12 protein-coding genes are annotated in these 11,537 nt (G+C 67.0%); 2 read left to right on the top strand and 10 right to left on the bottom strand.

Features of this window, described 5'->3' with window-relative positions:
* The 10 genes from ACR2JA_RS19345 to gabT all read right to left on the bottom strand — a co-directional run.
* On the bottom strand, positions 1 to 359 hold a 359-nt coding region (locus ACR2JA_RS19345; RefSeq protein ID WP_434010692.1), incomplete at its 3' end, for an aldehyde dehydrogenase family protein.
* A gap of 48 nt (positions 360 to 407) precedes the next feature.
* Positions 408 to 692 carry a cupin domain-containing protein gene (locus ACR2JA_RS19340; protein ID WP_434010691.1) on the bottom strand — a complete coding sequence of 95 codons (285 nt, stop codon included), beginning with the start codon at positions 690 to 692 and terminating at the stop codon, positions 408 to 410.
* A 26-nt stretch (positions 693 to 718) separates the two neighbouring features.
* Positions 719 to 1,678 (bottom strand): agmatinase, encoded by a 960-nt coding sequence (speB, locus tag ACR2JA_RS19335; RefSeq protein WP_434010690.1) that lies wholly within the window; start codon positions 1,676 to 1,678, stop codon positions 719 to 721.
* A gap of 3 nt (positions 1,679 to 1,681) precedes the next feature.
* The gene (locus ACR2JA_RS19330) at positions 1,682 to 2,287 is read right to left on the bottom strand and encodes a GNAT family N-acetyltransferase (RefSeq protein ID WP_434010689.1); all 606 of its coding nucleotides are present in this window, start codon (positions 2,285 to 2,287) and stop codon (positions 1,682 to 1,684) included.
* Positions 2,288 to 2,407: 120 nt separating this feature from the next.
* Positions 2,408 to 3,226: an ABC transporter permease gene (locus ACR2JA_RS19325; protein WP_434010688.1), complete on the bottom strand. Its 819-nt coding sequence runs from the start codon at positions 3,224 to 3,226 to the stop codon at positions 2,408 to 2,410.
* A gap of 13 nt (positions 3,227 to 3,239) precedes the next feature.
* The gene (locus ACR2JA_RS19320; protein WP_434010687.1) at positions 3,240 to 4,484 is read right to left on the bottom strand and encodes an ABC transporter permease; all 1,245 of its coding nucleotides are present in this window, start codon (positions 4,482 to 4,484) and stop codon (positions 3,240 to 3,242) included.
* A complete protein-coding gene (locus tag ACR2JA_RS19315; protein WP_434010686.1) occupies positions 4,484 to 5,512 on the bottom strand; it encodes an ABC transporter substrate-binding protein in 1,029 nt (342 codons plus the stop codon). The genes ACR2JA_RS19320 and ACR2JA_RS19315 overlap by 1 nt, the downstream gene beginning before the upstream one ends.
* A 149-nt stretch (positions 5,513 to 5,661) precedes the next feature.
* Positions 5,662 to 6,744, bottom strand: coding sequence for an ABC transporter ATP-binding protein (locus tag ACR2JA_RS19310; RefSeq protein ID WP_434010685.1), 1,083 nt, complete (start codon positions 6,742 to 6,744; stop codon positions 5,662 to 5,664).
* Between the two features lie 40 nt (positions 6,745 to 6,784).
* A complete protein-coding gene (locus ACR2JA_RS19305) occupies positions 6,785 to 7,945 on the bottom strand; it encodes a CaiB/BaiF CoA transferase family protein (RefSeq protein ID WP_434010684.1) in 1,161 nt (386 codons plus the stop codon).
* On the bottom strand, positions 7,942 to 9,240 hold the full coding sequence (gene gabT, locus ACR2JA_RS19300) for a 4-aminobutyrate--2-oxoglutarate transaminase (protein WP_434010683.1): 1,299 nt from the start codon (positions 9,238 to 9,240) through the stop codon (positions 7,942 to 7,944). Before gabT ends, ACR2JA_RS19305 begins: the two co-directional genes overlap by 4 nt.
* Positions 9,241 to 9,390: 150 nt before the next feature.
* Here gabT and ACR2JA_RS19295 point away from each other — a divergent pair, with 150 nt between their 5' ends.
* Positions 9,391 to 10,797: a PLP-dependent aminotransferase family protein gene (locus ACR2JA_RS19295; RefSeq protein WP_434010682.1), complete on the top strand. Its 1,407-nt coding sequence runs from the start codon at positions 9,391 to 9,393 to the stop codon at positions 10,795 to 10,797.
* 104 nt (positions 10,798 to 10,901) lie between these two features.
* Positions 10,902 to 11,537, top strand: a 636-nt coding sequence (locus ACR2JA_RS19290) for an alanine--tRNA ligase-related protein (protein WP_434010681.1), incomplete at its 3' end; no start/stop codon positions are given.

Below are 11,537 nucleotides of genomic sequence, written 5' to 3'. Positions count from 1 at the left end.
CTGGCGCCGTAGGCCACTTCGCCCTTGGCTTCGGGCAGCGGCTTGCCCTGCTCGGCGGTCATGATGCGGCCCAGGTCGTCCTGGTTGGCCATGAGCAGGTCGTACCACTTGCGCAGGATGATGCTGCGCTCCTTGGCGGTCTTGGTCTTCCAGCCATTCCACGCTGCATTCGCGGCGGCAATGGCTTTCTCCGCGTCGGCCGGGCCGAGGTTGGCGACGTCGGCGAGCTTGTGGCCGGTGGCCGGGTCCAGCACGTCAAACCGGCTGGCGCCTTTGACCCACTCGCCGTTGATCAGCGCGTCGGTTTTCAACAGGGTCGGGTCCTTGAGCAGGGCCAGGGGAGAGGTCTTCATGTCCATGGGATGTCTCTTCGTGAGGTGTTGAGGCCAAAAGGGGGCAGGGCGCGGTCAGCGCATTTCGATTTCCACGAACACGACTTCGTGCTCGGTGGGGTTGATGACGTTGTGCTCCACACCCACGTTCCGCGTGTACGACTGGCCCGGCGTCAGCGGGGCTGTGCGGTTGCCGTCGGGCGTTTCCAGCAGCAGCTCGCCACCGGTCATGGGCACGACCACGTAGTCATGTGCGTGGCGGTGCCAGCCGGTCTCGGCACCCGGTGCGAAGCGCCATTCGGTGACGATAACGCGTTCGTTGGAGATCTGCACGGTGGGGACGGCCTGGGGGCGGGTCATGGGGTCTTCCTGGTGACAAACGGGGGTCAGCGGTAGGCCACACCGGGCAGCACGCACAGCATTTCAAACAGCAGATTGGCACCCAGCAGCGCGGTGTTGCCACTGGTGTCGTAAGCGGGCGAGACCTCGACCAGATCGCAACCGACCAGGTTCAGGCCACGGCAGCCGCGCACGATCTCCAGCGCCTGCGGCACGTTCAGGCCACCGATCTCGGGCGTTCCGGTGCCGCCGGCGTAGGCGGGGTCGATGCCGTCGATGTCGAAGCTCAGGTAGGTCGGGGTGTCGGGGCCGATCTTGGCGCGGATGTCGGCCATGAGCGGCACCAGCGACTGCCACCACACCTCGTGCGCCGGCACGATGGTGAAGCCCTGCTGGCGCGGCCAGTGAAAGTCTTCGGCCGAATAGCCGCTGCCGCGCAGGCCGATCTGCCAGACCTTGTCGCCGATCAGCAGGCCTTCCTCGACGGCGCGACGAAAGGGTGTGCCGTGGGCGATGCGTTCGCCGAACATGTCGGGGTTCACGTCGGCGTGGGCGTCCACATGGATCAGCGCCACCGGGCCGTGTTTCGCCTTCATCGCGCGCAGGATCGGCAGGGCGATGGTGTGGTCGCCGCCCAGCGTGAGCGGGATGCAGCCGGCGTCGAGGATCGGCTGGTAGTGCTGCTCGATGATGTCGACCGACTTGAGCAGGTTGTATGTGTTGATGGGCACGTCACCCAGGTCGGCCACCTGCAGCGCGTCGAATGGCGCGGCGCCGGTGGCCATGTTGTAGGGGCGGATCAGGCAGGACTCGGCGCGGATCTGGCGCGGGCCGAAGCGGGCGCCGGGCCGGTGGCTGGTGCCGATGTCCAGCGGGACGCCGATGAAGCCGGCGTTCAGACCGACCGCGGAGCTCGCGACGGGCAGCCGCATCATGCTGGCCAGGCCACCGAAACGCGGCATCTCATTGCCGCCCAGCGGCTGGTTGAAGGTGGAGGAGTCGGTCATGGGTCAGGTTCGGGGTTTGCTCAGCTGGAAATCCAGGTGGGCCTTCACGCTGGGCCACTCATGCGCCACGATGCTGTAGACGCAGGTGTCGCGCAGCGCACCTTTGGCGTCCGGGTGCTGGTTGATCTGGTGGCAACGCAGCACGCCGTCGAGCTTGGCGCCCAGGCGTTCGATGCCGCGGCGGCTTTGCTGGTTGAACCAGTGGGTGCGGAACTCGACCGCGATGCAGTCCAGCGTCTCGAAGGCGTGGGCCAGCAGCAGGCGTTTGGCCTCGGTGTTGAGCGCGCTGCGCTGCACGGCTTTGCGGTACCAGGTGGAGCCGATCTCGACACGGTGGTTGGCGGCGTCGATGTTCATGCAGGTGGTCATGCCCACGGCCTTGCCGCTGGGGTCCAGCACCGTGAAGGGCAGCATGCTGCCGGCCTTCTGCAGGCCCAGGCGGCGCTGGATCTCGGCCGCCATGCCCTCGGGCGTGGGGATGACCGTGTACCAGAGCTTCCAGAGTTCGCCGTCGCGCACCGCCTCGACCAGCTCGTCGTGGTGCTCGGGGCGCAGGGGCACCAGCCGAACGTGCTGTCCAGACAGGGTGGTGTCGGTGGTGAAAGGCATATCAGACCTGTTCAAAGGCGGAGCGCGAGGGCATCAGACGGGCCAGCCGCCGGGCCGCCCCAAGGCAGGCCCAGCCCCCGCGGGGGGCAGCGACCCGCGCAGCGGTGGAGCGTGGGGGCATCATTTCCTTCGGCCCCGCAGCCATTCCAGTGTCAGCATCAGGGCCGTGGTGAACAGGATCAGCAGCGTGGCCACGGCGGCGATGGTCGGGGAGATGTTTTCTCGGATGCCGGTGAACATCTGGCGCGGCAACGTGACCTGCTCTGGGCCGGCCAGGAACAGCGTGACCACGACTTCGTCGAACGAGGTGGCGAACGCGAACAGCGCGCCCGAGATCACCCCCGGCGCGATGACGGGCAGCGTCACACGGAAGAAGGTCTCCAGCGGGCTGGCGCCCAGGCTCAGGCTGGCTTTGACCAGGTTGTGGTTGAAGCTCTGCAGCGTGGCCAGCACAGTGGTGACCACAAACGGAGCACCCAGCGCGGCGTGAACGATCACCAGACCCAGGTAGGAGTCGTTCAAGCCCCAGCGCGCAAAGTACAGGTAGGCGCTGACGCCGACCACGACGATGGGCACCACCATGGGCGAGATCAGCAGGCCGGTGATGAAACCCTTGCCCAGGAACTTGGTGTTGGCCAGACCCATGGCTGCCAGCGTGCCCAGCGTGGTGGCCAGCAGTGTGGCCAGCGGCGCGACGATGAAGCTGTTCTTGGTGGCGCGGGCCCAGTCGTCGGAGGCGAACATCTCCCGGTACCAGCGCAGCGACCAGCCTTCGATCGGGTAGGCCAGGAACGACGAGTCGCTGAACGACAGCGGGATGATGACGATCACGGGCATCAGCAGGAAGGCCAGCACGGCCAGGCCGCCGCCGCGCAGGGCGAACCAGCCCAGTTTGTCGAGCAGCGTGTAGTAGGCGGGGAAGTCGGGCAGTTTGAACATCTTGGACTCCCGCTCAACCGAGGCTCAGCTCGGCCTTCGAGACCTTGCGGTAGATCGAGTACAGCACCAGGGTCGCCGTCAGCAGCACGCCACCGAGCGCGCAGGCCATGCCCCAGTTGACTTCGACGTTGGTGTACTGCGCCACGTAGTAGCTCAGCATCTGGTCGCCCGCGCCGCCCAGCAGGGCGGGGGTGACGTAGTAGCCGATGCTGGTGATGAACACCAGCAGGCCGCCGGCCGCCACGCCGGGGTAGGTCTGCGGCAGGTAGACGCGCACGAAGGCGGCGAACGGCGCGCTGCCCAGCGAGATGGCGGCGCGCAGGTAGTTGGGCGGCACCGACTTCATGACGCTGTAGAGCGGCAGGATGGCAAAGGGCAGCAGGATGTGCACCATCGCGATGATCACGCCCACGCGGTTGAACAGCAGGGGGATCGGCGTGTCGGTGATGCCCAGCCACATGAAAAAGCGGTTGACCAGGCCGTTGTTCTGCAGCAGCACGATCCAGGCCGCGATGCGCACCAGCACCGAAGTCCAGAACGGCAGCAGCACCAGGATCAGCATCACGTTGGCCTTGCGCTCGGGCAGGGTGGACAGCCAGTAGGCCAGCGGGTAGGCCAGCAGCAGGCAGAAGAAGGTGACGACCGCGCTCATCTGGAAGGTGCGGCCGAGGATGTCTGAGAACGCCGCTTCGTCGGCGGGCACCCTGACGATGTCGCCCTGCGGCGTGCGCTTGAAGTCGAGGGCGGCGAGCAGGTAGTCGGGCGTCCAGCGCGAGCTGTTCTGGGCGATGGCCTGCCAGTAGGGCAGTTCTTCCCAGCGCGCGTCCTGCTCGATCAGTTTGGCCTTGGCCTGAGCGGCGGGGAGGTCCTTGAAGCCCGAGTCTTCGGATTGCACGGCACGGTAGGTGCCCATGACCAGCGAGCGCCCACCGGGCACTTCGCTGTTGAGGCGCCGCGCCAGCACGCCGGCTTGCGCGGTGTCCTCGATCGCCGACAGGTCGGCGACCACCGCCGCGTAGGCGGCGGCGTCGGGCGGGCTGCTTCGATCCCAGCCGGCCAGCACCTGCCCCGTGCGGGGCAGAGCGTCGGCCACTTCCGGGTTCTCCACCGCCCGCACCAGCAGCGATGCCAGCGGAACCAGGAAAAACACGACCAGGAACGCCAGCAGCGGCAGCGTGAGCGCCACCGCGCGCTGCTTGCGACGCCGCTCGGCGCGGCGCAGCTGCGTGGCCAGGTCCAGGGTTCCGCCGGCCATCATCATTGCGCTGCCCAGGCCGAGAAGCGCTTCTCCAGGGCTTCGCCCTGGTCGGCCCAGAAGCCGACGTTGAACTGCAGCGCGTCCTTGCTGTTGGCGGCGGACGTGGGCAGCTGGCCCAGCACCTTGGCGTCGAGCTTGCCCAGCGCCTTGGTGTTGGTCGGGCCGTAGCTGATGTTCTTGGCGTATTCGGCCTGCGCGTCGGCCGAGCTGGCCATGGCGATGAACTTCAGGGCGGCGTCCTTGTTGGGCGTGCCCTTGGGCATGACCCAGTAGTCCAGGTCGTAGATGCCGCCGGTCCAGGTGATCTTGAGGTTCTTGCCTTCGCGCTGGGCAGCGTCGATGCGGCCGTTGTAGGCGGTGGTCATGGCCACGTCACCGGCCACCAGGAACTGGGGCGGCTGCGCGCCGGCTTCCCACCACTGGATGTTGGGCTTGAGCTCGGTCATCTTCTTGAAGGCGCGGTCAGCACCGTCCTTGGTGGCCAGCACCTTGTAGACGTCGGTGGGCTTGACGCCGTCGGCCATCAGGGCGAATTCCAGGTTGTAGCGGGCGCCCTTGCGCATGCCGCGCTTGCCCGGGAATTTCTTGGTGTCCCAGAAATCGGCCCAGGTGGTCGGGGCGGTCTTGAGCTTGTCGCCGTCGTAGGCCATCACGGTGGACCACACGAAGGTGCCCACGCCGCATTCGTGCACGGCGGCCTTCTGGAAGTCGGCCTTGTTGCCGATCTTGGCCCAGTCCAGCTTCTCGAACAGGCCTTCGTCGCAGCCACGGCTCAGGTCCGGGCTTTCCACTTCCACCACGTCCCAGGTGACCTTCTTGGCTTCGACCATGGCCTTGATCTTGGCCTGCTCGCCGTTGTATTCGACCATGGTGATCTTGGTGCCGGTCTTCTCGAACGGGTCGATGTAGGCCTTCTTTTGCGCGGCGCCGTTGGCACCACCGAAGTTGACGACGGTCAGCTGGCTCTGGGCCATGGCGGGCAAGGCCAGCAGGGCGGCCACGGCGATCAGGACGGGTTTGAGTTGCATGTGGAAAGTCTCCAGGGGTTGAGGAACGGGGGAACGGAAATCAATGCTGGCCAGAGCGCGTGCTTGTTCCAGTGCTGCCATGGAACCGGCTTTGCCGGGCCACAGGCGGCGTCCCCAGGGGGGAGGCGCGAAGCGACGCAGGGGGGCGATCATTTGTACACGCGCAGGTGTGTGGCCGGCAGGTGCAGGTGGACCACCTGGCCGGCCTGCATGTGGCCCAGGTGCTGCAGCGGCACCTTGACGCTCATCTCGGGTTGCTCGGGCACCTGGCAGCGCAGGCGCAGGTGGTCGCCGAAATAGATCACGTCGCTGATGGTGGCGGCCACGCGGTTGCCGCCGCTGTGGTGTTCATCGACCACGGCAATGCGCTCGGGGCGCACGCTGCACTGCACCGTGTCGCCGACCTGGGCGTGGTTGACGTTGACGCCATGCAGGTGCGTGCCGTCGGCCAGCTGCACTTCGCAGGTGTCGCCGTCGTTCTGGATCACGCGCGCGTCGAGCACCGAGTTGTCGCCCACGAAACCGGCGACGAAGCGGTTGGCGGGGGTTTCATAGAGTCGGTCCACCACGTCGATCTGCTGGATCACGCCTTCGTTGAACACGGCCACGCGGTCCGACATGGTCAGCGCCTCGCTCTGGTCGTGCGTGACGTAGACGAAGGTCACGCCCAGGCTGCGGTGCAGCGCTTTCAGTTCGATCTGCATGTGCTCGCGCAGCTGTTTGTCCAGCGCGCCCAGCGGCTCGTCCATCAGCACCAGCTGCGGGTCGAACACCAGTGCACGGGCCAGGGCCACGCGCTGCTGCTGGCCGCCCGACATCTGTGACGGGTAACGCTGACCCATATGACCCATCTGCACCATGTCCAGCGCGCGCTTGACCTTGGTGTCGATGTCGTTCTTGTCGAGCTTGCGCACCGTCAGCGGGTAGGCGATGTTGTCGGCCACCGTCATGTGCGGGAACAGTGCGTAGTTCTGGAACACCATGCCGAAGTTGCGCTTGTGCGGCGGGGTGCGCGTGATGGGCACGCCGCCCAGCGCGATCTCGCCCGAGGTGGGCGACTCGAAGCCGGCCAGCATCATCAGCGTGGTGGTCTTGCCCGAGCCCGAGGGGCCCAGCAGCGAGAGGAATTCCCCCTTCTGGATCTCGAGGTTGAGGTCGCGCACCACCAGGGTGTGCCCGTCGTAGGTTTTCTGCACACCGGTGAAGGTGACGAGTGCGGAAGGGGAGGTCATGAACGCTTTGTCGTGAAAGGGAGCGGTGCCGTTGGGCGAGTCATGGGGATGCATGCAACCAGCGTGCCTGATGCGCGTTCAGTGCCGGTGGCGACAGCTCGGCGACAGCTCGCTGGCCATCAAAGAGCATCGGGTTGGCGACCATGGGCGGCGTCTGTGCGTCGTGTGGTTGTAGCGCCATTCCGCGCGCCGCGACATGCGGATGTTGCATGACTTGCGCCACGTCGTGGATCGGCGCGCAGGGCACACCGGCCTGGTCGAGCAGGGCGATCCAATCGGCCGTGTCTTTCGTCATCGTCCAGCCGGTGATCAGCGGCACCAGCGCGGCGCGGTGTTCCACGCGCGACGGGTTGGTCGAGAAGCGTGCGTCGCGCGACACCGCAGGCTGTCCGGCGGCATCGCAGAACTTGGCGAACTGGCCGTCGTTGCCCACGGCCAGCACCATGTGGCCGTCGCGGGTGGGGAACACCTGGTACGGCACGATGTTCGGGTGCGCGTTGCCCATGCGCGTGGGGGTTTTGTGCCCGATCAGCTGGTTGCTGGCCTGGTTGGCGAGCATGGCCACCTGTACGTCGAACAGCGCGGCATCGATCACCCGGCCGTGGCCGGTGCGGGCGCGTTCGTGCAGTGCGGCCAGGATGGCGGTGGTCGCGTAGACGCCGGTCATCAGGTCGGTGACGGCGACGCCCACCTTCTGCGGCTCTTCACCCTTGTTGCCGGTGATGCTCATCAGACCACCCTCGGCCTGGATGGCGAAGTCGTAGCCGGCCTTGTGCGCCAGCGGACCGGTCTGGCCGTAGCCGGTGATGGAGCAGTAGATCAGGCGCGGGTTGATGGCCTGCAGGCTCACCGCGTCCAGGCCGTAGCGCGCCAGTTGACCGACCTTGTAGTTTTCAATCAGAACGTCGGCCTCGCGCGCCAGTTCGCGCACGGTCTGGATGCCTTCGGGTGAGGCGATGTCGATGGCCACCGAGCGCTTGCCGCGGTTGGCGCAGACGAAGTAGGCGGCCACGCGGGCATCGCCTTCGCCCCACCAGGGTGGGCCCCAGGTGCGGGTGTCGTCACCGGCGCCGGGCCGCTCGACCTTGAGCACCTCGGCGCCGTAGTCGGCCAGCATCTGGCCGGCCCAGGGACCAGCCAGCACACGCGACAGGTCCAGGACACGCACACCCGCGAGCGGGCGGGGAGGCTGGGGCGTCATGCCTGTTGCAGGGCGTCGAGCGACGCGGCGATGATGGCCAGGCCTTCGTCCAGCACGGCGTCGCTGGCGGTCAGCGGCACCAGGATGCGCACCACGTTGCCGTAGGTGCCGCAGGTCAGCAGGATCAGGCCGCGTTTGGTGGCTTCGGCGGCCAGCGCCTTGGTCAGGTCGGCGTCGGGCTGGTGCACGTCGCCGTTCTTGCACAGCTCCATCGCCACCATGGCGCCCAGGCCGCGCACCTCGGCGATGCACTTGTGCTTTTGCGCCAGCGCCTGCAGGCTGGCGGTGATGCGCGCACCCACGTCACGGCTGCGCTGCAGCAGGTTGTGCTTCTCGAACTCGTCCAGCACGGCCAGGGCCGCGGCGCAGGCCAGCGGGCTGCCAGCGTAGGTGCCGCCCAGGCCACCGGCGGCGGGTGCGTCCATCACCTCGGCGCGGCCGACCACGGCCGAGATCGGGAAACCGCCGGCCATGGACTTGGCCAGGGTGATGATGTCGGGTGCCACGCCGGTCTGCTCGACCGCGAACCAGGTGCCGGTGCGGCCAGCGCCGGTCTGCACTTCGTCGGCGATCAGCAGGATGCCGTGCTGGTCGCACAGGGCGCGCAGGCGCTGCCACAGTTCATTGGGCGCGACGTTGAAGCCGCCTTCGCCCTGCACGGGCTCCAGGATGATGGCCGCCACGCGGCTGGCTTCGATGTCGTTCTTGAAGATCTGCTCGACCGAGGCGATCGCGTCATCGACGCTCACGCCGTGCAGCGCGTTGGGGAACCGGGCGTGGAAGATCTCGGCCGGGAAGGGGCCAAAGCCGGTCTTGTACGGCGCGACCTTGCCGGTCAGGCCCAGCGTCATCATGGTGCGGCCGTGGTAGCCGCCGGTGAAGGCGATCACGCCCGAACGGCCGGTGTGCGCACGGGCGATCTTGATGGCGTTTTCCACCGCTTCGGCGCCGGTGGTCAGGAACAGGGTTTTCTTGGCGAAGTCGCCCGGGGCCTTGGCGTTCAGGCGCTCGGCCAGTTCCACGTAGGGCTCGTAGGCCAGCACCTGGAAGCAGGTGTGGGTGTACTGGTCCAGCTGGGCCTTCACGGCGTCGACCACGGCGGCGTTGCGGTGGCCGGTGTTCAGCACGGCGATACCGCCGGCGAAGTCGATGTAGCGGCGGCCTTCCACGTCCCAGATCTCGGCGTTTTCGCCCTTGGCGATGAAGATCTGGTGGCTGTGGCCGACGCCGCGCGGGATGGCGGCGTTGCGGCGGGCCATCAGGAGGGCGTTGGAAGCTTGGGATTCGCGTTGCATGCAGGGGCTCCGTTCGTGAACAAGAAATGTCAGACTGGGGCGCACTGTAGGCGCCAACGCCCGCCGGTAACATATACAGACACCGGCCGCACAGCGATGCACTGTATAGCCCTGCTGTCCTGTACAGACAAACCCCAATTCCCCCCGACCATGTTCTCCCTCAACCCCAAAGGCGCGACCCCACTGGTGGTGCAGATCGTCGAGGGATTCCGCGCCGCTATCCAGAGCGGTGGCCTGAGACCGGGCTCCAAGGCCCCTTCCATCCGCCAGTTTGCCCACGCGCACGGCGTCAGCACCTATACAGTGGTCGACGCCTACGACCGGCTGGTGGCGTTGGGCTACTTCGTTTCTCGCCCGCATTCGGGCTTTTTCGTGCGCCAGCGCGAGGCCCTGGCGCGGCTGAGCGCCGGCAACGCGCCGGCCGAGGCGGCCAACTACAACTTCGATTCCATGTGGTACCTGCGCCGCGTGTTCGAGGCGCGCGCACTGAAGATGAAACCTGGCTGCGGCTGGCTGCCGGGCGACTGGCTGTTCGAAGAGGGCATGCGCCGCAGCCTGCGCACCCTGGCGGCCGAAAACGTGGACCTGGGCGGCTACGGCGAACCCAAGGGCTTCATGTCGCTGCGCCAGCTGGTGCGCGACCTGCTGGCCGAGCAGGAAATTGCCGTCAGCGCCGACCAGGTGCTGCTGACCCAGGGTTCCAGCCAGGCCATGGACCTGGTGGCGCGCCGCCTGGTGCGCCCGGGCGACCCGGTGCTGGTGGACGACCCGGGCTATCCCAACCTGCTGTTTTCGCTGCGCTTCCTGGGCGCGCGCCTGATCGGCGTGCCACGCACCCCCGCCGGCTACGACTTGGCTGCGCTGGAGGCGCTGGTCAAGGAACACCAGCCCAAGGTGTTCTTCACCCAGCCGCGGCTGCAGAGCCCCACCGGTTCGGTCGCCAGCCTGGCGCACCTGCACCGCGTGGTGCAGCTGGCCGAGCAGCACCAATTCACCGTGGTCGAGAACGACATCTACGCTGACCTCGACCCCGAGCCGCGGCCTTCGCTGGCCAGTCTGGACCAGTTGCAGCGCGTGGTCTACATCAGCAGTTTCTCCAAGACCATCTCTCCCAACATCCGCGTGGGCTACATGGCGGCACCGCCCGATCTGCTGGAAGACTTCGCCCAGCTCAAGATGATCTCGGGCCTGACCTCGTCGGAGTTCAGTGAGCGTCTGGCCTACGGCGCCCTGGTGGACGGCCGCTGGCGCAAGCACCTGCGCGGCCTGCGCGAGCGGCTGGCGCAGGCGCACCAGCGGGTGGGTCATGCGCTGGAGAGCCTGGGCTTTGACCTGTTCTGCGAGCCCAAGGCCGGCATGTTCCTCTGGGCGCGCCACCCCGACATTCAGAACGCCACCGAACTGGCCTACCAGGCGGCCGAACAGGACATCCTGCTCGGCCCCGGCCACCTGTTTGACCCCGACCTGCAGCCCAGCCCCTGGTTCCGTTTCAACGTCGCTTTCACCGACGATCCGCGCGTGCTGAGCTTCCTCAGCGACCACCGCCACGCGGGGTGATCCCGCAGTTTGCGAAAATAACGGGTTGCGCGCCCGCAAAATACCGGGTTTCGTGCCGGCTTGAGCCGGCGCCGCCCACCGATCATTCCCACAGACAGGCCACCATGACCGCCCCCGCCGTTGCTTCCGTCGCCGACATCCGCAAGACCTTCCTGGACTTCTTCGCCTCCAAGGGCCACACCGTGGTGGCGTCCAGCCCGCTGGTGCCGGGCAACGACCCCACGCTCATGTTCACCAACTCGGGCATGGTCCAGTTCAAGGACGTGTTCCTGGGCACCGACAAGCACAACTACGTGCGCGCCGCGTCGGTGCAGGCCTGCCTGCGCGCCGGCGGCAAGCACAACGACCTGGAGAACGTGGGCTACACCGCCCGCCACCACACCTTCTTCGAGATGCTGGGCAACTGGTCGTTCGGTGACTACTTCAAGAAGGAAAGCCTGAACTGGGCCTGGGAACTGTTGACCCAGGTCTACAAGCTGCCCGCCGACAAGCTGTACGCCACGGTCTACCAGGAAGACGACGAGGCCCATGCCATCTGGGAAGACATTTTCGTGAAGGCCGGCTGGACGCCTGAGCGCGTCCAGCAAGAGGGTCGCATCATCCGCATCGGCGACAACAAGGGTGGCCGCTACAAGAGCGACAACTTCTGGATGATGGCCGACACCGGCCCCTGCGGCCCCTGCTCGGAAATCTTCTACGACCACGGCGACCACATCGCCGGCGGCCCTCCGGGCAGCCCC

It is taken from the genome of Hydrogenophaga sp., assembly GCF_051007235.1.
Classification (GTDB): domain Bacteria; phylum Pseudomonadota; class Gammaproteobacteria; order Burkholderiales; family Burkholderiaceae_C; genus Hydrogenophaga.
This window is presented reverse-complemented; position numbering and strand designations above follow the sequence as displayed.

Excerpts from the sequence above, each read along its gene's own strand:
- ACR2JA_RS19340 (WP_434010691.1), bottom strand. The coding sequence starts at position 692 with ATGACCCGCCCCCAGGCCGTCCCCACCGTGCAGATCTCCAACGAACGC.
- speB (WP_434010690.1), bottom strand. The coding sequence starts at position 1,678 with ATGACCGACTCCTCCACCTTCAACCAGCCGCTGGGCGGCAATGAGATG.
- ACR2JA_RS19330 (WP_434010689.1), bottom strand. The coding sequence starts at position 2,287 with ATGCCTTTCACCACCGACACCACCCTGTCTGGACAGCACGTTCGGCTG.
- ACR2JA_RS19325 (WP_434010688.1), bottom strand. The coding sequence starts at position 3,226 with ATGTTCAAACTGCCCGACTTCCCCGCCTACTACACGCTGCTCGACAAA.
- ACR2JA_RS19320 (WP_434010687.1), bottom strand. The coding sequence starts at position 4,484 with ATGATGGCCGGCGGAACCCTGGACCTGGCCACGCAGCTGCGCCGCGCC.
- ACR2JA_RS19315 (WP_434010686.1), bottom strand. The coding sequence starts at position 5,512 with ATGCAACTCAAACCCGTCCTGATCGCCGTGGCCGCCCTGCTGGCCTTG.
- ACR2JA_RS19310 (WP_434010685.1), bottom strand. The coding sequence starts at position 6,744 with ATGACCTCCCCTTCCGCACTCGTCACCTTCACCGGTGTGCAGAAAACC.
- ACR2JA_RS19305 (WP_434010684.1), bottom strand. The coding sequence starts at position 7,945 with ATGACGCCCCAGCCTCCCCGCCCGCTCGCGGGTGTGCGTGTCCTGGAC.
- gabT (WP_434010683.1), bottom strand. The coding sequence starts at position 9,240 with ATGCAACGCGAATCCCAAGCTTCCAACGCCCTCCTGATGGCCCGCCGC.
- ACR2JA_RS19295 (WP_434010682.1), top strand. The coding sequence starts at position 9,391 with ATGTTCTCCCTCAACCCCAAAGGCGCGACCCCACTGGTGGTGCAGATC.